This window comes from Variovorax sp. V93, assembly GCF_041154485.1.
Taxonomy (GTDB): domain Bacteria; phylum Pseudomonadota; class Gammaproteobacteria; order Burkholderiales; family Burkholderiaceae_C; genus Variovorax; species Variovorax beijingensis_A.
The window spans coordinates 927,743-948,380 of the sequence record NZ_AP028670.1 but is presented as its reverse complement, the minus strand read 5'-3'; the positions used below and the strand labels follow the sequence as shown (position 1 = coordinate 948,380).

The window sequence follows — 20,638 nt, the reverse complement described above, 5'->3', positions numbered from 1 at the left end:
CAATGACAGGCCAATGCCTGCACCACGTACCATTGCTGCAATGACTCCCCCCGCCACCACCCGTTCAGCCCGCCCCAGACAGGCGGCTCAAGCAGGCGTCGAACACGCGCCCGTGACGCAGCGCAGCCGCGCCTACCAGGGCTTCCAGCAGCAGATCATCGACGCGCGCATCAGGCCGGGCCAGTTCGTTTCGCAGCGCGAGCTCATGGAACTGCTGGAGATGCCGCTGGCCGCCGTGCGCGAGCTGGTGCCGAGGCTGGAGGCGGCCGGCCTCATCAAGGCGGTGCCGCAGCGGGGCCTGCAGATCGCCAGCGTCGACATGAAGCTGATCCGCAATGCCTGGCAGGTGCGCGCCATGGTGGAGCGCGAAGCGGTTGTTCACTTTGCGCGCGTCGCCAGCGCCGAGACGATCGCGAGGCTCATCGAAGCCCACGAGGCGATCCTGGAACGCGCGCTCAAGCCCCAGCCCGACGCGCAGCTCGAAAAAGACGCCCAGGCGGTGGACTGGGGCCTCCACGACCTGATGGTCGATTCGATCGGCAACGAGATCCTGTCGGAGATCTACCGGGTCAACAGCCTGCACGTGCGCCTGATCCGCTACGACGCCGATTCCATGCGCCCGGTCCAGGTCGTGCCGGCGATGCGGGAACACCTCCAGTTCCTGCACGCCCTCGCCGCCAAGGACGGCGAAGGCGCGCTCGCCCACATGATGGCCCACATCGAAGAGTCCAAGCACCGGGTGCTGACGGGCATGCTGCGCGTGGGCCAGTTGCCGGGATCGGTCTGACGATGCCCTGCCGCGCGCAGCGCAACCAGTGACTTTAGGCACTGTGGGAAATCCTGCCTTCCCTCTAGATTTGCGCGGGGCCGGATCTCGGCCCTTTCGCAAACAACGGGAAGATCGCATGAAGAAATCCACGGACAAGGCCTACCAGCAGCGCGCGTTTTCAAGACCGGCCATGGCCGCAGCGGCGGCAACGCTCCTGGCGCTTGCCGGCTGCCAGAACATGCCCGCGCTCGACATGCAGATGGGCAGCCAGTCCGCCAAGACCGTCGCGACGGGCAGCGCCGCGGGCTCGGCCACCTCCGGTGAGAGCAGCGCCCTCGAGCGCTGCGATTCGCCGCTGGGCACCGTCTCGCTGATCGAGAACGTCGATGCCGGCTGGTACACCATTCTCACGGGCGAATACCGCCTGCCGCCCACGGCCAACCTGCTGCGCCTGCTGGTACAGCAGTCGAACTGCTTCGTGGTGGTCGAGCGCGGCGCGGCCGGCATGAACGCGATGACGCGCGAGCGCGCGCTCATGCAGTCGGGCGAGATGCGCGGCGGCAGCAACTTCGGCCGTGGCCAGATGGTGGCGTCCGACTACGGCCTTTCGCCGGAAATCGTATTCAGCAACAACGACGCGGGCGGGCTCGGCGGTGCCATCGGCGGGCTGGTCGGCGGCGGCCGCGGCCGCGCCATCGCGAGCCTGGGCGCCAGCCTCCAGACCAAGGAAGCCGCGGCGCTGCTGACGCTCATCGACAACCGCTCGGGCGTGCAGGTCGCGGCGTCGGAAGGCAGCGCCTCCAAGACCGACTTCGCGGGCTTCGGCGAGCTCAGCGGCCTGCGCGGCGCCGGCAACGTCGGCGGCTACACGCGCACGCCGCAGGGCAAGCTGATCGCGGCGGCCTTCATGGACGCCTTCAACCAGATGGTGCGCTCGCTGCGCAGCTACAAGGCGCAGACGGTGCGCGGCCAGGGCCTGGGCGGCGGCGGCCGGCTCGGCGTGGATGGCGGCGCGGCGCCTTCGCAGACCTCGGCGCAGCCGGCGTCATCGGGCCGCAGGAGAAAGTAGCCCGGCTCGCGGCGACGTCAGCGCGCCGCGACGCGCGCAGGATCTCGGGCGCGCCGGCCGTGCGGATCACGCGGCTGCTGCTCGTCAGCACCCGCTTCTTGGCCTGCTGCGCGCCTTCGGTCAGGCTGTAGTCGATGCGGTAGTCCCATGCCGCGATCGGCACCTTGCGGTTGCCGAGGCGCTCGATGCGCACTTCCGCCGCGCTGCGTTCGCCGGGCCTGAGTTCGGTGGCCTGCGAGAAGCCCCGCCCGACGCCGATGACCGCCCCGGCGTCGTCGTACAGCGTGACCAGCACTTCGACGATGGCCAGTGCCAGGGCGTCCTGGCGCGCGTTCGCAAGGCGGCCGAACAGCCACACCTCGTCCGCCTGCTGCACCAGGCGCACGCACGTGAACTCCAGCGGCGGCCCCTCGGTCGTCCAGAACGGCGTCGACAACGCGCCGGCCTGCAGCTCGGGCGGCTGTCGCGGTCGTAGAAGATCGCATGGCCCTTCGGCCGTTCGATCGCGGTGCCGCTCTCGTTGCGCGCCGTCACCAGCAGCCGGGGCTGCGCCGAACTGCCGCTGTCCGCCAGCACCTGGCGTGCCTCGAGCCTGAGGCCCTCGCTCGGGATCGTGCGCGGCGCCATCGAGGCGCGCTCCGGCTGGTTGCGGTCCACGACATAGGCCATGACGCCGAAGACACCGGTGACCAGCACCACGACTGCCGCGATGGCAGGGCCCATCGACCGAGCCGCAATGCGCGCAGGCGTACTGGTTGAGCCCCGAGCGCTCGAGCATGCCGCTGCCGCATTCACCGCACTTGAGCGTTTGCAGGTTGATGGTCAAAGAGATGTCCTCGGTGGCGATGGCGACGCGGTCCCGCGCGCATCTTGGCGAGGAAGCTGCGCGCATCAGGTATGCCGCCGCGACATATCTCAAAGTGCCCGGGCCGGATAGCGAGCCGCCGCCCGAGTTGCGATAGTCCATCACGCCGGCACAAGGCCCCAGACATCTGCCGGCGCGCGGCACCGCTTCTGAGATGCCGTGCATGCTTGCCCCCCATCGGAGTCGAACCCCATGAACATCCTGCGCACAACCACCTGGCGTTCGGCGCTCGCGCTGGCCGCACTCTCGTTGCTCTGCGCGGGAGCGAACGCGCAACAGCAGCAGCCATCGTCGTCGACCAGGCCGATCCGCCTCGTCGTGCCCTTCGGCCCCGGCGGCGTGGCCGACCTCACGGCACGCACCGTCGCGCAGAAGATGTCGGAGGCCATGGGCCAGAGCATCATCGTGGACAACAAGCCCGGCGCCGGCGGCGTGGTCGCTTCCGATGCGGTGGCCAAGTCGGCGCCGGACGGACTCACGGTGCTGCTGATGTCCAACGGCAATGCCGTGAGCGCGGGGCTGTTCAAGCGCCTGCCGTTCGACACCGTGAAGGACTTCGCGCCGGTGTCGACGCTCGGCTATTTCGACATGGCCGTGGTGACGGCCGCCGACTCCAGGTTCAAGTCGATGCAGGAGCTACTGGCCTACGCAAAGGCGCATCCCGGCACCGTCAACATCGGCACGATCAACGTGGGCAGCACGCAGCATCTGGCGGCCGAGCTGCTCAAGCGCAGCACCGGCATCGACGCGCAGGTGGTTCCGTTCAACGGCTCGCCCGCGCTGATCACGGCGCTGCGGGGAGGACAGGTCGACGCCGGCGTCGAGATCCTCGCGCCGATCCTCGGGCAGCTCAGCGGCAAGTCGCTGCGCGCCATCGCGGTCATGGGCGCGAAGCGCTCGTTCGCGCTGCCGGAGACGCCCACGGTCGCGGAGAGTGGCGCGCCCGGTTTCAGGGTCTCGTCATGGAACGCCCTTGCCGTGCCCGCGAAGACGCCGCCCGCCGTCATCGCGAGGCTCAACAAGGAAGCCAATGCGGCGCTGGCCGCGCCCGAGATCAAGGAGCGGCTGCGGCAGCTCGGCGTGGAGGCGCAGGGAAGCACGCCGCAGCAACAGGCGGAGCTGCTGAGAGACGAGATTCAGCGCTGGTCGGAAGTCATTCGCCTGGCCGGCATTCCGAAGCAGTGAGCATCGCGGCCGGCGAAGCATTCATCGTCTGATCGACCACCTCGCGCACCAGCTTGAAAACGGCCTGCTGGGTCAGCGTGGCCGGCCGCTGCGAACTGGCGGCCAGCGCCAGCCGGCTGCGCAGCGGGGGATCCACGATCCGCCGGATGCCGAAAGCCTCCGGACGCGGCGCCGTGAGCACCGCGTTCGAGGACAGCACCGCCAAGCCCACGCCGTCGATGACGAGGTCGAGGATCGCGGCCACGCCGTCGATCTCCATCGCGATCGTCGGGCGGCTTCCGATGTTGGCCATTTCCCCCTCGACCAGCATGCGGATGGCGTTGGGCTGGGTCGGGATCACGAGCGGCTGCGACGCCACCTCGCGCAGCGACACCTGTGCACCGGGCTGCCCCGCCGGTCCGACCAGGTACAGGTCTTCCTCGAGGATGGCCACGCTGTCGATGTCGGCCGAGGGCGCGGGGTTGTAGAGCAGCGCGAGGTCGATGCGGCCCGCGATCACCGATTCCTGCAGGGCACTCGAAAGCGCCTCGGTGATGGCCAGGCGCGCATCGGGCAGCTGCTGGCGGAAGGCGCGGGTCAGCGGCACGGCAATGCGCTTGGCGATGCTGGGCGGCAAACCCACCGCGACGCGGCCGGCCAGCGCGCCGCGCATGCGGCCGAGGTCTTCCTTGGCGCGCTCGATCTGGTGCAGGATGCCCCTGGCATGCGCCAGCAGCAGCTGGCCCGCCTCGGTGAGCGTGACGCCGCGGCCGTTGCGCGTCAGCAGGTTCTGCCGCAGCTCCACTTCGAGCTGGCGCACTTGCCGGCTGAGCGCGGGCTGGGCCACGTCGATCACGATCGACGCGCGTGTGAAGCTCCCCAGCTCGGCCACGCGAACGAAGTACTCCAGCTGCTTGAGGTCCATGGGCTGGAGTCTAGGGCCGCCGCCTTTCAGGCCCAGTACAGCCGCGTCGGGTTGTCCACCAGCAGCAGCTGCTGCAGCTGCGCGGTGCGCGCGATGCGCGGAATCATGTCGACCAGCGTGCCGTCGTCGGGCATGTGGGTCTTGAGGTTGGGATGCGGCCAGTCGGTGCCCCACAGCACGCGGTCCGGGAACTGCTCGACCAGGCGCTGTGCAAACGGCACGACGTCATCGTAGGCCGGCGGGCCGGAGACCGACATGCGCTCGGGGCAGCTCACCTTCGACCACACGTTCGGATGCTCGCGCATCAGCCGCACGAAGCGCTCGAACTGCGGCCCGTCGACCGGCTGGCTCACATCGGGCCGGCCCATGTGATCGACCACCACGGTTGTCGGCAGGCGGGTGAAGAAATCCCAGAGCTCGGGCAGGTCCTGCGCCTCGAAGTACACGACCACATGCCAGCCGAGCGGCGCGATGCGCTCGGCGATGCGCATCAGCACCTCGCGCGGCGTGAAGTCCGCCAGGCGCCTGAGGAAGTTGAAGCGCACGCCGCGAATGCCGGCCTCGTGCAACCGGTGCAGTTCGGCATCGCTCACGTCCGGCGCGACAGAGGCCACGCCGCGCGCGCGTCCGTTCGAATGCGCAAGGGCATCGAGCAGCGCGCGGTTGTCGCTGCCGTGGCAGGTGGCCTGCACGATCACGTTGCGCTCGAAGCCCAGCAGGTCGCGCAGGGCGAAGAGCTGATCCTTCGAAGCGTCACAGGGCGTGTACTTGCGCTCGGGCGCGTAGGGAAACGCGGCCGCCGGGCCGAAGACGTGGCAGTGCGCGTCCACCGCGCCGGGCGGCGGCGTGAAGCGCGGCTTCGACGGGTTCGGGTGGAAGCACAGCCAGTTCTCGTCCATGGTTTGCATGGCGCTCATCTTGCGCAGATTCCCACCGGCGAGCGAGCGCCCAAGCGCGCTAGCAGCTAGCGCATTTCGGTATGGCTCTGCACCTGCGCGGCGGCCAAGTACATGGCCGTGGTCCCCACCGAGGCGTGCCCAAGGTTGTTCTGCACGACCTGGATCGGCACCGGCACTTGCCCTTCCCTGCCCCGCAGCGCGTGGGATCCATGCGAGTGTCGAAGCCAGTGAGTGCTCGCTTTCTTGAGCTGCTGTGCTTCGGCGCCACGCAAGCCGGCTGCGGCCTGGGCGACAAAGGCCTTGATCGCCTGGTACAGGCCCGAGGCCGACCACGCGGCCGGACGGCGCAGTTCGGCATCGAAGCGCGCGAGCACATGGATGCCGCGGTTGCTCACGGCGCCGACCTGCCGCTCGAAGCCGTGGCGCGCGAGTTCGTCCTCCAGTTCGGCCACCAGCGCCGGCGGCACCGGCACCCGGCGGCAGCGACCGCCCTTGCCGGCCACCGCCAGCTGCCAGCCCGTGGCCAGCGCGCCGTCGGCGCTGCGGTATTCGACCTGTTCCAGATCCTCGCACTTGGCGCTGGTGATCTCGGCCAGCCGCAGGCCGGTGGCATAGAGCCAGCGCATGCCGCGCCGCAGCCGGCGCCTGGCTTCGGTGTCGGCGTGCGCCTGAAGCAGCGCATCGACATGGTCCCACTGCGCGAAGCTCAGCGCCCGGCTGGAGTCCAGCGGCTGCTGCAGGCTCGCGGGCGGCGCCAGGGTGGCAAAGGGGTTGCCCACGAGGTAGTTCTGGTTCACCAGGAAGGCATGCAGGCTGCGCAGGATCGCGATGGCCTGGCGCAGCGCCGAGGGCGCGAGCGGCCCTTCCATCGGCCGCCACAGCGGCGACCAGCGCTGGTGATGGCGCGCGCCGCACCAGTGGGCGGGCGGATCGAGCAGGAAGTCGCGGTAGTCGATCGCATCCTCGACGGTGAGCGACGACAGCGCCTTCCCGCGCTCCAGCACGGCCCAGAGCAGCAGGCGCTCGGCCTCCTTGCGGTAGGCGCGCTGGGTGGCCGACAGGTCGGCCGTGGCCTCGCCCGCGCGCTTGGCGCTGAGCCAGGCCCCCACGGCCTCGTGGTCGTTGGCGGCCATCAGAAGGCACTGCCCGTGCGGCGCGCGGTTGGTGCCTGCGCTGCCGTCGAGCCCGGCGGGGAGCACGAACTTTTCATAAGGCACGAGCGCGGTGCCGCCCGGCACCACGGCGGCCAGCGCCAGCGGGCCGAGCTGCGCCCGGGGCGTCATCGCGTGGGCGCCGATGCGCAGTCCCAGCACCTGTTCGTTGGCGCGCAGCCAGTCGAGGATGCGCGCCGCCTTCAGTTCGCCCACGCCCGGCACATGGACCCACCAGCGCGAGCCGATGCCGTTGATGTGCTCGACCAGCGCATGGAGCGTGCGCAGGCCGGCGCGTTCCAAACGGCTCGCCACCGAGGGGTTGAGCCAGGCCGACACGCTGTCGAGCGGCCGCGGGTCCTGGGCGACCAGGTTCTCGAGCCAGCGCAGCGCCTCGAGCTGGCGCTCGACCACGCGCGCCCGCCGCGAGGGCCGGGCGCCCTGCCCTGCCTTGCCCGCGGCCGGATAGGCGGCCTCGTAGGCCTCGACCTGTTCGGATTCGGAGAAATCCTCCAGGCCGTTCGCCATCGCGAAGTCGGCCAGGCTCGGAAGCGCCGGGGCCGCGGAAAAGCGGTCGGCATCGAGCAGGATCAGGCGGGCCGTGCCTGGCTTGTGCTCGCGCCGCGCCGCCGCCGCGAATTCGTCGCGGATCCAGGCGATGGTGCGGCGCACGGTCCGCAGGTCGGTGTGCTCGCCTTCCAGCCGCAGGTAGCGGTCCCAGCTGGCCCGTTCGTCGAGCCCCTGGGCCAGCGCCCGCATGAACGCGAAGTGTCCGCGGTGCAGCTTGCGCGGAATCAGGGCCTTCATGAGGCCGATGTCGGGTTCCGCTCGCTGGCCGGCTGCCAGAACTTCCACCACGGGCGCGGCGCCGGCCCAGGATCCTCCGGCAACTGCTGCAGCTGGCTCACGCGCGTGCGCCGCCGCTGCTCGACCTCGAGCGCATGCGCGATGCCGAAGGCCTCGCGGTCGCCGCGGCCCGCAAGGGCCCGCCAGTTCGACGCCAGACGCGCGAGCTCGTCGTCATCGATGTGGGACAGTTGGGAGGGTGTGGGAACGGCAGGCATGTCTGTCGCACTCATGCGGCGGTCCATCTCGCCGGTATGGCGGGATGGACCATGGCCCTGGCGGATGCCGGCCGGCCGGCTGGTACGGTGGTCGTTGTCATGAATTGGGTGATGATAACTGAAGTAATCATCAATACACATTTTGTGTTGCAACCAAGCATCTTCGCGAGCACCTTCGCCTAAGTTCTTGATTTGATTGGATTTTATCCGGGTTGCTTGGGTCTGCCTGTCGCCACCGGAACCCGTGGAAACCTCGCAACAGTCGTCGACCCGAGATCCGCCGCCCGAGCGGGGCTGTTCCGTCGGACCTGTGGCCTGACGTCCGTGCCGACGCCTGGGGCGCGGGTCATGTTCGCTTTAGTACTACTTTTGCCGTGGGGGCTGCGAATCACCTTCGAGGTCTTCGTGCATCCCGTGCGGCGCCCTGGCCCTAGGGCCTTGCTCGCCGCCTGTGCCAATGTCCCGCCGCGGTGGACCCGTACGAAGACGAGAGCGGCCACGGCCGCAAGGGGCGGCACGGCGGCGAAGGGGGACAGGGAAAAGCGCAAGGGCAAGGACCACGCCTCGCGCGCCCCCCGTGGATGAAGCGCCGGTCCCTGCAGGCCCGCCGCGCGGCGGGGTCGTCCAGCCCTCTGCGATCGTGACCCAGCCTCCGGCGATGGAGGTTCGCCGCCAGGTGCCGACAGCCCGAGCGGGGCCGGGCCGGCTTTTGATTCCCTGCCCTGCCCCCGGTGACGCGCCATGACGCCGGCCCGGGTGCCGTTGCGGCCGCCGGATGCCTGGTAGGGTCGGCGCAGGCAAATCCCAATGGTTCTCACAATGCCCCTGCCGCCCTCCCCCGACAGACGGATTTACAAGGTCCGGGCCTTGCGCAAGGCTTCGGCGATGCCGGCTTCGAGCGCGTCCTGGCTGGCCTCGGTTGCAGCGTCGGGAACGATCGTGATCGTGATCTCTCCGCTCTTGGCGCGCACCAGCGTGCCGATCTTCTGCCCCGCGGACAGGACGTCGAGCTTTTCCGAACGTTCGAAACCCGGCTTGGCATCGAGCAGCCTCGCGACGACCATGGCCGGCGCGAGGCTGTGGCCCCGCAGCCTTTCCACGCGCTTCAGGACGCCGCGGCGGTCCTTTTCCATGGCGGCATTGATCTGCTCGGCATGGCGGAAGCTGATCTCCAGCGGACTGCGGAAGCACTCCACCACGGCCGTCGGCAGCTGCGCCACCATGAGCGCCTTGCGCACCCAGGTGTGGCTCACGCCGAGCGCTTCGGCCAATTGGCGCTGCGTCGGGAACAGCTGCTCTTCCAGCGCGCGCTGGTACATCAGGCCCTGCTCGTAGTTGGACAGGTCCGCGCGTTCGCGATTCTCCCGGTCCATGGCGGCAAAGAGCGCGGCGTCGCCCAGCTCGTCGACCCATATGGACGCCAGCACCGGAATGCCGAGTTCCAGCGCGGCCCGATGCCGGCGGTGGCCGAAGACGATCTCGAACTGGCCGGGCTCGTCCTTGAGCGGCCGCACCAGGATCGGCTGGACGTTGCCGCCGGCATGCTCGATGTCCGCCTTCAGGCCCGCGAAGGCGCTGCTCGTGAACGAGGCATCGTGGCGGTTCGCCCAGCGGCTCGGATGGATGGTCTTGGGGTCCATCTTGCGCGTCGGCAGTGAGCCTTCGTACTGGCTGAGCTTTTCGCGCAGCGCCGCCATCTCGCCTTCGACCTGCTGGATCTGGCCGCGGAAAGCCATCATCTGGCCAGGGCCGGTGCGCGGCGCGAGCGAGCCGCCGACCGCCGGTGGAAACCTGGTTTCCACGGCGTTCGATGCGGACGGAGGCACCGCGGGAGCGGATGCCGGCGCCGGCGTGTCGACCGGATCCCTTGCCGCCTCGGGAAGCATCAGGCCGGCGGTCAACGCCTCTAGCCGCTTGCGGGTGCTAGCCATGATGGACACTCCTTGGCGCGGCCTGCGCCGCGCTCGATGCCGAGAAACGGGGCCGTCTGCCGATGCGGCCTCTGGCCTTCGGCACGCACCGCGGCATTGCCGCGCCGCATCGGGCCTGCGGAATCCGCAGCGGTGGAAACCAGGTTTCCACGGCTTGCGTCATGCCGCATAGATCGGGCACAGACCGAGCGAGCCGCCCGGTGGAAACCTGGTTTCCACCCCAAGAGGCTCCGGAAAGCATGGCCGGCATTCTCATTGCTGCGCCCTCCCCTGTGCGGTCCATGCGCCGATCACCGACTGCTCGACGAGCTCGACGAACGAATCGTAGGCGTCCACCGCGCGCTTGTAGGTCTTGGCGGCGCCTTCGTATTTCTGCACATCGTAGACCGTGGCGAACTCGGCCGCCTTGTTGCTGGTCACGCTGGTCTTCGGGATCTCGACCGGGAGCGTGTACTCGCCATAGGTGGCCTGGATCCACTGGCGCACCGCGGGCATGGCCGGGTCGGCCGCGTCCACGCGGCTCAGCAGCACGTGCAGGAAGTCGAAGGCCTTGCCCTCGCGGTCCTTGCTCTGGCCGTCCAGGTTGCCGCCCAGGTCGGCGAGCAGCGACCAGAACTGCGCCGACGAGGCAAAGTCCAGGCCCGAGGGCGGCACCGGAACGACGATGCCGTTGGCCGCCCACAGCGCATTGATCGTGACGTACGAAAGGGAAGGGGGCGTGTCGATCACGATCACGTCGTACAGGTCGCGTACCGACTCCAGGCCTTCGTTCAGCACATCCCAGAACTTGGCGCCGGGCTGCTGCATCTGGCGCGCGGGGAGGGCGAATTCGGCCGAGAACAGGAAGGGCGCGGCGGCGACCAGATCGATGCCGTCCCAATAGGTGGAGCGGATGGCATAGCGGATGTCGTTCTCGGACCCGTCGCACAGCGGCCCGATCGTCATGTCCTCGGTGACCTCGGCTTCGGGCAGCAGGCCGTGCAGCGTGGTGAGCGAACCCTGGGGATCGGTGTCGATCGCGAGTACGCGGTGGCCCCGCAGGCTGAGCCCCTGCGCCAGCACCATGGCGGTGGTGGTCTTGGCCACGCCGCCCTTGAAATTGCCCACGGCGATCGTGATGGCCTTGCGTCCGGCCGGCCGCATCTTTTCCGCGCGGTAGGTCCGGGTCCAGCGGCGCAGCTCGTCCAGCTCGAAGGTGCGCTTGCCGCCCGAGGGCGTCAGCCGGCCGGCCGGCAGATCCTCCTTGGTGATGCGGTAGGCCACATGCGCCTTGTCGACGCCGCACAGCGCGGCCAACTGGGCGGTGGAGTAGGTGGGCGGAATCTTGCGGGCTTCCGGTGCCAGCAGCATGCCCCGGATCTGCTCCACCATCGACCCGGCCCGGGTCGCCAGCGCCGCGATCTTCTGCATGTTGATGGTTTGGCGGGGAGGCACCTGGACGTCGCTGGAAACCAGGTTTCCAACGATCGAGGGGACGGGAACGGACATTTTGTTTGACCTTATTCGACAGAATACGGCAATTCTATGAGAATCTGTCGAATGAACAAGTTTCGCGGAGAACTCGACTGCAGCACCGCGAAGTATTGTGAGGAAGATTGGGGACCCGGACCCCAGCCCCTCGCAAGCCAGCCGCCGCAGGACCCCAAAACCGGGGGCAGGGCGCCTCGCACGGGTCTTTTACGCCGCCGGCTGCCGCCTGGGGCCCCAAACAGGGGCGCTGCCCGTGGCCGGAACCCATATCCACTCACATTGGAACCCATCCGGCCTCACAACAGTGGCGCTTGTCTCCCAACAAGGCTCACGCCAAATCCCATCCGTTCTCACATTCAATCCCAACCGATCTCACATGAGAGGAGCTAAGTGACTGTCACGATGGAGGAAAGCGGAATCCCAATTCTTCAATTCCCCAAGTGTTTATCTGCAAACATACCAAGGCACCATCGCCGGTGTAATGTGAATTGACGGAATCACAATGCAAAGGCATGATGTGAAACCATCTGATTGCCGCAGCGGACCATGGTCGAAGAAGACAATTCACAATCCCGGTCTCCGCCGCGGCAACCGCCCACGGCGGAGGAACAGAGCGTTGCCAAGGCCAACGAAGCCATCGCCATCCGCCCCAAGCGCGGCCGGCTCACGCTGCTGTCGCGGCGCATCTACAACGCGCTGCTCTACCACTCGCAGCGCCAGGGCGTGGACGAGCCGGTCTACCGGCTGACCTTGAGCGAGCTGATCGGCGACGCCCGCTTCAACTCCAACAACACCGAGCTGCTCAAATCGCACCTGCGCGACATGCAGGCCACGACCATCGAATGGTCGACCAGCAGCAGCTCCCTGAAGCGCTGGGTGTCTTCCCAGCTGCTGGGCACGGTCACGATCGAGGAGCAGGGCAGGGGGCGCCCCTGCATGGTGACCTGGCGCTATCCGGACGAGATCAAGGAGCGTCTGGTCAAGCCGCACCAGTACACGCGCGTGCTGCTGGAAATGAGCAGCCAGATGCGCAGCTATTCCGCCGCGGTGCTGTACGAGATCGGCGCGCGCTACCTGACTTCGCCGGGGCGGCTGTCGATGCGCGAGGACGTGGTCTGGTGGGCCGCGGTGCTGACGGGTCGCAGCGACATCAAGGAGGTCGACTACCGCTTCCTCAAGCGCGACGTCATCAGCAAGGCGCTGGCCGAGATCGACGCGCTGTGCGAGGACTTCGGGCTCGAGCTGATCGAGCACAAGCGCGGCCGCAAGATCGAGGAGATCCAGTTCCGGGTCGTTCCCAAGGTCCAGCAGCGCCTGGGCGACATCAGCGCGTCCAACCGCAACGTCTTCGACCTGGCGCTGGTCGGGCGCCTGATCGCGCTGGGCCTGAAACAGGACGAGGCGCAGGATCTCTACGCCACCACCGACGAAGGGCAGATCCGCGCCACGCTCGACCATGTGGACCAGCGGCTGCGCAATGCCTCGATGCCGGAGCTCAAGTCGCCGGCCGCGTATTTCAAGGATGCGCTGAAGAAGGGCTACGCGGGCGTGACTGCGATGGAGCCGGCGCCCAGCAGCGGCCCGGCGCTGGCACCCCCCGTGGCGGTGCTGTCGGAGGCCGACCGGCTGCGGCGCATCCGCGAGCTCTGGGAGAACGACCGCATGGGGCAGGCGCGCGCCGTATTCGCCGAGATGCCGCAGCCCATGCAGGCCGAGGTGCGCACGCGCTTCGAGGCCGAACGGCTCGACCAGGTGGCGGCCCCCATCGCGCGCGCCTGGCGGCGCGACGGCCCCGCCAGCCGCGTGGCCGCGACCACCTTCTTCCGCTGGCTGGCCGAGGACACCTGGCCCGAAGAGCCCTCCGATCGCGTGCTGCTGGATTTCGCGCTTCAGCGCGGCGTGGCCGGGCTCTGACGATGTTGATTATGTGAGCCCACACTCATCATCTGAGGCGCATCACCGCGAGTGCCTCAGCCGGCCTCGCACTCGTCGATGAAGGTCTCCAGCAGCTTCTTGAGCTGGCTGGTCTTGCGCGGGCCCAGCGCTTCCTCGATCACGTGGTGGTGCGCGTCCACGCTCTTCTTGAGCCGCGACACGGTTTCCAGCCCGAGGTCGGTGATGTAGACCAGCACGCGCCGGCTGTCGGCCGCGTCGGCGGCGCGCTGCACCAGGCCGCGGCTCACGAGCTTGTCGATGTTCTTGGTGAGCGCCGGGTGGTTGAGCAGCACCAGTTCGGCCAGCTCGCCCATGGCGCGGCCCTGCTCGTCGCCCAGCACCTGGAGGATGCGCCAATGCTCCTCGGTGACCTCTTCCGCCGCGATCGACTGGGCCAGTCCGATGCGCATGCGCCGGTTGGCGGAGGCCAGCAGATACGCCAGGTATTGCGAGATGTCTTGCTCGGGCATGGGGCGAGGCAACGGTCTTTGTCGCGTGGTTGGAAGCCGCCAGTTTAGCAACGATCCTTTTCCCAGGAAAGTATTGGCGCGATTTTTGCGATAGCGTCTGCCCCTGTTGCCGTCTTGGTGCGTTGCCCGGGAGCTCCCGATGTTTTCTTCCCCTGGATCGGTCATGCCTCGCCCGCTCGCCTTCGCGCCATCCGCACGGGCCGAGCGGCCCGCGCTCGCGCGCCAGGAACTGCAGATCGCGCTGTGCGTGCCGCTGGGCGGCACGGCCGGCATCTGGGGGCCGTCCGCACTATCGTCGGCCAAGCTGGCCGTCGCCGAGCTCAACCGCGAGGCGGGCATTGGCGGGCGCGGCTGCCGGCTCCTGACCGTCAACGCCGCGGACGATGCGCCCGACATCGAGGCCACGCTGATCGAGCTGGTGCAGGCGGGCGACATCGACGCCATCATCGGCATGCACACCAGCGCCGTGCGCCAGCGCATCCTGCGGGCCGTCGGCGGCCAGATCCCGTTCGTCTACACCCCGCTCTACGAAGGCGGGGAGTCGACGCCGGGCGTCTTCGCCATCGGCGAGACGACGGCGCGCCAGCTCGGGCCCGCGATCCGCTGGCTCGGCGCGCGCAAGCGTCCGCGGCGCTGGTTCGCCATCGGCAACGACTACGTGTGGCCGCACGTGTCGCACCGCATGGCGCGCGGCTACATCGCCGAGGCCGGCGGCGAGCTGGTCGGCGAGATGTACGTGCCCTTCGGCACCACCGACTTTTCCGAGGCGCTCGACGCGCTGCGCCGGGACAGGGCGGACGCGGTCGTGCTGTCGCTGGTCGGGCAGGACGCGATCGAGTTCAACCGCGCCTTCGGCGCCGCCGGCCTGTCGCGCGCAATGTTCAGGCTGTCCTGCGCCATCGGCGAGAACGAGCTGCTGGGCATCGGCGCCGACAACGCGGAGGACCTCTACGTCGCTTGCGGCTACTTCGCCACGCTCGACACCGAAGCCAACCTGGCCTTCAAGGAGCGCTACCGCTCGCACTTCGGCGAGCGCGCGCCCACGCTCAACACCTTCGGCCAGTCGACCTACGAGGGCATGCACTTCCTCGCAGCGCTGCTCGAGCGCCAGCGGCGCCCGCCGGCCGGCCACCAGGGGCTCGACGCTTCGCCGCTGCGCTACCGCAGCGCGCGCGACGCGGCCTATGGCGCCGACGGCATCACCCACACCCCCATCTACCTGGCCCGCGCCGAGGGCAACGTGTTCCGCGTGATCACGCGGCTGTGAGCGGCTGGCGGTGTATTTTATTTTCCAAGGCAAATAAAATACTTGACTTGGAAAATATCGGATTCCAGAATCACTCCGTGTCGCGCCCATGCCCGATGGGCTGCGGACGCATCCTTCCACACGAAACACGGAGTCGTTCATGGCCATCAAGCGCCCCACCCTGGACCAGCTGCAAGATGTCGCGCTGAGTCTGGGCATCCATCTGTCCGAAGCGCAGGCGAGCAGCTACAACGCGCTGCTGCAGGCCAACTTCGATGCCTACGACGCGGTCGACGCGATGCCCGACTACCTGCCCGTGGTGAGCTACGCGCGCACGCCCGGCTACCGCCCGCTGGGCGAGGAGAACAAGTACGGCGCCTGGTACGTCAAGACCACGATCAAGGGCAAGCCCGAGGGCAAGCTCGCCGGCAAGACGGTGGTGCTGAAGGACAACGTCTGCCTTGCCGGCGTGCCGATGATGAACGGCGCCTCCACGCTCGAAGGCTATGTGCCGAACGTGGACGCCACGGTCGTCACGCGGCTGCTCGATGCCGGCGCCACGGTGGTGGGCAAGTCGGTCTGCGAGTACTTCTGCTTCTCGGGCGGCTCGCACACCAGCGCCTCGGGGCCGGTGCACAACCCGCACCGCATGGGCTATTCGGCCGGCGGCTCCTCGTCGGGCAGCGCGGCGCTGGTGGCGGCCGGCGAGGTGGACCTGGCCATCGGCGGCGACCAGGGCGGCTCCATCCGCATGCCGGCGTCCTACTGCGGCATCTACGGCATGAAGGCCACGCACGGCCTGGTGCCCTACACCGGCGTGATGCCGATCGAACTCACCATCGACCACACCGGTCCGATGACGGCCAACGTGACCGACAACGCGCTGATGCTCGAGGTGCTGGCCGGCCCCGACGGGCTCGATCCGCGCCAGCATGCGGGCCAGACCGCCAAGCCCTACAGCGAGCTCATGAAGGAGGGCGTTCGCGGCCTGCGCATCGGCATCGTCAAGGAGGGCTTCGGCTGGCCCCAGTCGGATGCCGCCGTCGGCGCCAAGGTGCGCAAGGCGGCCGAGGTGTTCACGAAACTGGGCGCCATCGTCAGCGAGGTGTCGGTGCCCATGCACGCGGTTGGCCCGGCGATCTGGCTGCCGATCGCGGCCGAGGGCGCGACCCAGCAGATGATGAAGGACAACGGCCATGGCTTCAACTGGAAGGGCCTCTACGTCACGAGCATGGTCGACTTCCATGCCGGCTGGAAGCAGCGCGCCGACGAACTCTCGGAAACGCTCAAGCTCACGATGGTGCTGGGCGAGTACTTCATCAAGCACTACCGCGGCCACTACTACGCCAAGGCGCAGAACCTCGCGCGCCAGCTGACCGCGGCCTACGACAGTGCACTGTCCGACTTCGACCTGCTGCTGATGCCCACGCTGCCGATCACGGCCACGCCGCTGCCGCCGCCCGGCGCGAGCATCGAGGAAGTGGTCACGCGCGCCTTCGAGGTGCTGCCCAACACCTGTCCCTTCGACGTCACGGGCCATCCGTCGATGAGCGTGCCCTGCGGGCTCGTCGACGGCCTGCCGGTCGGGATGATGCTCACCAGCCGCCACTGCGACGAGGCCACCATCTACCGCGCCGCCTATGCCTTCGAGCAGGCCGGCGACTGGAAGGCCATCTGAGGCTTTCGCCCGTTCTCTTTCCGTTCCTGCCTTTCCGATAAACACAGCGGCGGCTGCGTCTGCCGAACATCGAGGAGTTAGTTCCATGGATCGTCGTTCCTTCATCCAGTCGTCGGCCGCCGCCCTGGCGGGCACCGCGGTGCCGCTGTTTCCGATGGCCGCCATGGCGGCCGACGAGATCGTCGTCGGCAGCATCATCGACATGTCGGGCGGGCTGGACATCTACGGCAAGCCGATGGCCGACTGCATGACGCTCGCGGTCGAGGAGCAGAACGCGGCCGGCGGCCTGCTGGGCAGGAAGCTCAAGCTGGCCACCTACGACCCGCAGTCGAACATGCAGCTCTACGCGCAGTTCGCGCAGCAGTCGGCGCTCAAGGACAAGTCGACGGTGGTGATGGGCGGCATCACCTCGGCCTCGCGCGAAGTGATCCGGCCGGTGCTCACGCGCAACAAGACGCTGTACTTCTACAACACGCAGTACGAAGGCGGCGTGTGCGACCGCAACACCTTCTGCACCGGCGTCACGCCCGGGCAGACCGTCGCCAAGCTCATTCCCTACGCGATGAAGAAGTGGGGCAAGAAGGTCTACGTGGTGGCGGCCGACTACAACTACGGCCAGATCACCTCGCAATGGGTGAAGAAGTTCGTGCAGGACAACGGTGGCTCAGTGGCTTCCATCGACTTCTTCCCGCTCGACGTGACCAACTTCGGCCCGACCATCTCGAAGATCGAGGCGGCCAAGCCCGACATGATCGTCTCGGCGCTGGTCGGCGGTGCGCACATCTCGTTCTACCGCCAGTGGGCGGCCGCGGGCCTGACCAAGAAGATTCCGCTCGCGTCCACCACCTTCGCGGGCGGCAACGAGCACATCGTGCTGTCGCCGGCCGAGACCGACGGCTTCCTCATTTCGTACAACTATTTCCAGAACCTCGACACGCCGCAGAACAAGGCCTTCAAGGAGCGCTTCTACAAGCGCTTCGGTGCCGACTATCCCAACATCACCGAGCTCGCGATGGGCACCTACCAGGGCTTCAAGCTCTGGGCCGAGGGCGTGAAGAAGGCCGGCTCGCTGGATCGCGAGAAGATGATCGCGGCGCTGGAGACCGGCATCGCCATCGACGGCCCGAGCGGCAAGGTCACGCTCGATGCGGCCACCCACCACTGCGTGCTGAACGTGAGCATCGCGGAGGTGCGCAACAAGCAGCTCAACATCGTCGAGACCTTCCAGCAGCAGCCGCCGGTGGACACCAGCGCGGTCTGCAACCTCGTGAAGAATCCGAAGGACAACCAGCAGTACGTGATCAAGGTCTGAGGGCAGGGCGCCGACATGGATCTCGCGTTCGTCGTCCTCATCCAGGTGCTCTACGCGGTGGCGAGCCTGGTCATCGTCTCGGCCGGGCTGGCCGTCATCTTCGGGATGATGAAGGTCATCAATCTCGCGCACGGCGAGTTCATGATGCTCGGCGCCTATGCCGTGATCGCGGCGCTCAAGCTCGGCATCAACCTGTGGATCGCGATCTTCGTCGTCGCGCCCATCGCGGTGGGCATGGTCGGCGTGGTGCTGGAGCGGCTGGTCATCCGGCGCCTCTACGGCCGCATGGTCGACACCATGCTGGCCACCTGGGGGCTGTCGCTGCTGCTGGTGGGCATCGTCACCTCGGTGGCGGGCAACACCACGGCAGGCGTCTCGGCGCCGCTCGGCAGCTTCTCGGTCGGCGCCTATTCGGTCAGCGGCTACACGCTGGTGATCATCGCGGTGGCCGTGGCGCTCGCGCTCGCGATCCGCTTCGTGCTCACGCGCACGCAGCTCGGCCTCATCGCGCGCGGCACCATGCAGAAGCCCGACATGGCGAACGCGCTGGGCATCAGCCCCAGCCGCGTGTACTCGGTCACCTTCGCGGTGGGCGCCGCGCTCTCCGGCCTGGCCGGCGGGCTGCTCGCGCCGCTGACCGGCGTGGTGCCGACCATGGGCGCGGCCTTCGTGGCCAAGGCCTTCATCACCGTGATCGGCGGCGGGCCGGCCATCCTCGCGGGCCTGCTCGGCGCCTCCGGCCTGTTCGGTGCCATCAACCAGCTCGCGACCTTCGTGACCACGCCGGTGCTCGGCGAGGTGGCGCTGCTCGTCGCGGCCATCGTGATGCTGCGGCTGCTGCCGCAAGGCATCACCGGGCGTTTCTTCAAGGGGTCTTTGTGAACCGTTTTGCCAAGTCCTGGGCCAGCGCGGCGCTCAGCCTGGCCGTGGGCATCGCGCTGCTCTTCGGCCTGCCCGGCGTGATGGACGACTACACGCTGATCGAAGTCACGATCTACGCCGTCATGTCGATCCTCGGCGTGAGCCTGGCCTTCATCTGGGGCTTCGGCGGCATCCTGTGCTTCGGCCAGGCCGCCTTCTTCGGCCTCGGCTCGTACACCTACGCGATCGCGGTGATGAACATGGGCGACAGCACCGTGCCCTTCCTGCTCGCGATCGTGGTGCCCGCGCTGTTCGCCGCGCTGCTGGGCTACGTGATCTTCTACGGCCGGCTGTCGGACGTGTACATGGGCGTGATCACGCTCACCGTCACGCTGATCCTGTTCAACCTGGTCAACTCCACCGCCGGGCCCGAGTGGCGCATTGGCAGCGCGCCGCTGGGCGGCTTCAACGGCATCCCGGCGATACCGACGCTCAACTGGCCCGGTCAGCAGGACGAGGTGCTGACGCCGAAGGACCTGTTCTACGTCACCTTCACCTGCCTGCTGCTGGTCTACCTCGGATTGCGCGTGCTGATCGCCTCGAAGATCGGCCGCGTGATCGTGGCGGCCAGGGAGAACGAGCAGCGCGTGCTGCTGCTGGGCTACGACGCGCGCGTGTACAAGCTCTTCTGCTTCACGCTGGGCGGCGCGGTCGCCGGCCTCGCGGGCTGCCTGTTCGCGAACTGGGGCGCCTTCACCAGCCCGACCATCTTCGGCCTCGCGCAGTCGGCGCAGATCATCATCTGGGTGATCGTCGGCGGGCTGGGCACGCTGGTCGGGCCGATCGTCGGCTGCGTCGCAATCCAGTGGCTCAGCTCGCAGATCGGCACGCAGCAGGCCTTCAACTCGAACCTGGTGCTCGGCGCCATCCTGGTGGTCTTCGTGCTGCTGGTGCCGCGCGGCATCGTGCCGACCCTCGGCGACCTGATCGACATGGCGTGGCGGCGCTGGCGCAAGGCGCCGGCCCCTGCTGCGAAAGTGGCCGCACCCGCGACGGCCCCCATGGAACCGCCGCGCGCTTTGGCTGCGACGGAGACGGCGCCATGAGCACGCCCCTGATCGAGACGCGCAACCTCAACGTGCGCTTCGGCGGCGTGCATGCCACGCGCGACGTCAACTTCACCCTGGCCGAGGCCGAGCTGCGCTGCGTGATCGGCCCCAACGGTGCCGGCAAGAGCACCTTCTTCAAGCTGCTGACCGGCCAGGTCAAGCCGACCTCGGGCCAGATCCTGTTCCGCGGCCAGGACATCTCGAAGATGCAGCCGCACGACCCGGGCCGCCTGGGCATCGGCATCAAGACCCAGGTGCCCAGCCTGTTCAACGGCCTCAGCGTGTGGGAGAACGTGTGGCTCTCGGCGCGGCGCCTGAACAGCACCGCGCAGGCCGACCGCATCACGCGCGAGACGCTCGAGCGCGTAGGCATGCATGCGTACCGCGACGTGACGGCGGGCCTGCTGGCGCACGGCATGCGGCAGTGGGTGGAGATCGGCGTGGTGATCGCGGCCGATCCGCCGCTGATCCTGCTGGACGAGCCGGCCGCCGGCATGAGCGACGGCGAGGTGGCGCGCACGGCCGAGCTCATCCTGGAGATCAACCGCCGGCATGCGCTGGTGGTGGTGGAACACGACATGAACTTCATCCGCATGATCGCCAGGAAGGTGACGGTGCTGCACCAGGGCGCCGTGATCAAGGAGGACACGCCGGACCGCATCATGAGCGATCCGCTGATCCAGCAGATCTATCTCGGCAAGAAGCCGCACTGAACCGGAA

17 protein-coding genes are annotated in these 20,638 nt (G+C 68.3%); 10 read left to right on the top strand and 7 right to left on the bottom strand.

The annotated features are described in order from the left end of the window. Positions 1-112 precede the first annotated feature (112 nt). From ACAM54_RS30520 to ACAM54_RS30510, 3 genes are all read left to right on the top strand, one after another. Complete coding sequence (locus tag ACAM54_RS30520) at positions 113-787, top strand: GntR family transcriptional regulator (RefSeq protein ID WP_261380432.1); 675 nt, start codon at positions 113-115, stop codon at positions 785-787. 118 nt (positions 788-905) lie between these two features. Continuing rightward, positions 906-1,838: a CsgG/HfaB family protein gene (locus ACAM54_RS30515; RefSeq protein ID WP_192326489.1), complete on the top strand. Its 933-nt coding sequence runs from the start codon at positions 906-908 to the stop codon at positions 1,836-1,838. Between the two features lie 1,057 nt (positions 1,839-2,895). Further along, positions 2,896-3,888 carry a tripartite tricarboxylate transporter substrate binding protein gene (locus ACAM54_RS30510; RefSeq protein WP_369651251.1) on the top strand — a complete coding sequence of 331 codons (993 nt, stop codon included), beginning with the start codon at positions 2,896-2,898 and terminating at the stop codon, positions 3,886-3,888. Here the strand turns inward: ACAM54_RS30510 and ACAM54_RS30505 are convergent. From ACAM54_RS30505 to ACAM54_RS30480, 6 genes are all read right to left on the bottom strand, one after another. After that, positions 3,857-4,792: a LysR substrate-binding domain-containing protein gene (locus ACAM54_RS30505; protein WP_192326483.1), complete on the bottom strand. Its 936-nt coding sequence runs from the start codon at positions 4,790-4,792 to the stop codon at positions 3,857-3,859. The genes ACAM54_RS30510 and ACAM54_RS30505 overlap by 32 nt on opposite strands. A 26-nt stretch (positions 4,793-4,818) precedes the next feature. After that, positions 4,819-5,709 carry an amidohydrolase family protein gene (locus ACAM54_RS30500; protein WP_369651900.1) on the bottom strand — a complete coding sequence of 297 codons (891 nt, stop codon included), beginning with the start codon at positions 5,707-5,709 and terminating at the stop codon, positions 4,819-4,821. Between the two features lie 47 nt (positions 5,710-5,756). Beyond that, entirely contained in the window at positions 5,757-7,649 is a 1,893-nt protein-coding gene (locus ACAM54_RS30495; RefSeq protein ID WP_369651253.1) for a phage integrase family protein, read from the bottom strand. Then, positions 7,646-7,921 carry a hypothetical protein gene (locus tag ACAM54_RS30490; protein WP_192326478.1) on the bottom strand — a complete coding sequence of 92 codons (276 nt, stop codon included), beginning with the start codon at positions 7,919-7,921 and terminating at the stop codon, positions 7,646-7,648. Before ACAM54_RS30490 ends, ACAM54_RS30495 begins: the two co-directional genes overlap by 4 nt. Positions 7,922-8,757: 836 nt before the next feature. Then, positions 8,758-9,837, bottom strand: coding sequence for a ParB/RepB/Spo0J family partition protein (locus ACAM54_RS30485; protein WP_192326476.1), 1,080 nt, complete (start codon positions 9,835-9,837; stop codon positions 8,758-8,760). Positions 9,838-10,089: 252 nt separating this feature from the next. Continuing rightward, a complete protein-coding gene (locus tag ACAM54_RS30480) occupies positions 10,090-11,325 on the bottom strand; it encodes an AAA family ATPase (RefSeq protein ID WP_145746946.1) in 1,236 nt (411 codons plus the stop codon). Between the two features lie 528 nt (positions 11,326-11,853). Here ACAM54_RS30480 and ACAM54_RS30475 point away from each other — a divergent pair. Further along, positions 11,854-13,221 (top strand): replication initiation protein, encoded by a 1,368-nt coding sequence (locus ACAM54_RS30475; protein WP_369651254.1) that lies wholly within the window; start codon positions 11,854-11,856, stop codon positions 13,219-13,221. Between the two features lie 56 nt (positions 13,222-13,277). Here ACAM54_RS30475 and ACAM54_RS30470 read toward each other — a convergent pair whose 3' ends face one another. Beyond that, complete coding sequence (locus tag ACAM54_RS30470) at positions 13,278-13,712, bottom strand: MarR family winged helix-turn-helix transcriptional regulator (protein ID WP_145746948.1); 435 nt, start codon at positions 13,710-13,712, stop codon at positions 13,278-13,280. Positions 13,713-13,875: 163 nt separating this feature from the next. Here ACAM54_RS30470 and ACAM54_RS30465 point away from each other — a divergent pair, with 163 nt between their 5' ends. The 6 genes from ACAM54_RS30465 (at position 13,876) to ACAM54_RS30440 (ending at position 20,631) form a co-directional block, all read left to right on the top strand. Further along, entirely contained in the window at positions 13,876-14,979 is a 1,104-nt protein-coding gene (locus ACAM54_RS30465; protein ID WP_369651255.1) for a substrate-binding domain-containing protein, read from the top strand. A gap of 139 nt (positions 14,980-15,118) precedes the next feature. Next, entirely contained in the window at positions 15,119-16,636 is a 1,518-nt protein-coding gene (locus ACAM54_RS30460; protein WP_369651256.1) for an amidase, read from the top strand. 85 nt (positions 16,637-16,721) lie between these two features. Next, positions 16,722-17,948, top strand: coding sequence for an ABC transporter substrate-binding protein (locus ACAM54_RS30455; protein WP_369651257.1), 1,227 nt, complete (start codon positions 16,722-16,724; stop codon positions 17,946-17,948). Between the two features lie 15 nt (positions 17,949-17,963). Then, entirely contained in the window at positions 17,964-18,830 is an 867-nt protein-coding gene (locus tag ACAM54_RS30450; protein ID WP_192326468.1) for a branched-chain amino acid ABC transporter permease, read from the top strand. Further along, positions 18,827-19,915 (top strand): branched-chain amino acid ABC transporter permease, encoded by a 1,089-nt coding sequence (locus tag ACAM54_RS30445; protein ID WP_369651258.1) that lies wholly within the window; start codon positions 18,827-18,829, stop codon positions 19,913-19,915. Before ACAM54_RS30450 ends, ACAM54_RS30445 begins: the two co-directional genes overlap by 4 nt. Beyond that, complete coding sequence (locus tag ACAM54_RS30440) at positions 19,912-20,631, top strand: ATP-binding cassette domain-containing protein (protein ID WP_145746952.1); 720 nt, start codon at positions 19,912-19,914, stop codon at positions 20,629-20,631. The genes ACAM54_RS30445 and ACAM54_RS30440 overlap by 4 nt, the downstream gene beginning before the upstream one ends. Positions 20,632-20,638 lie beyond the last annotated feature (7 nt).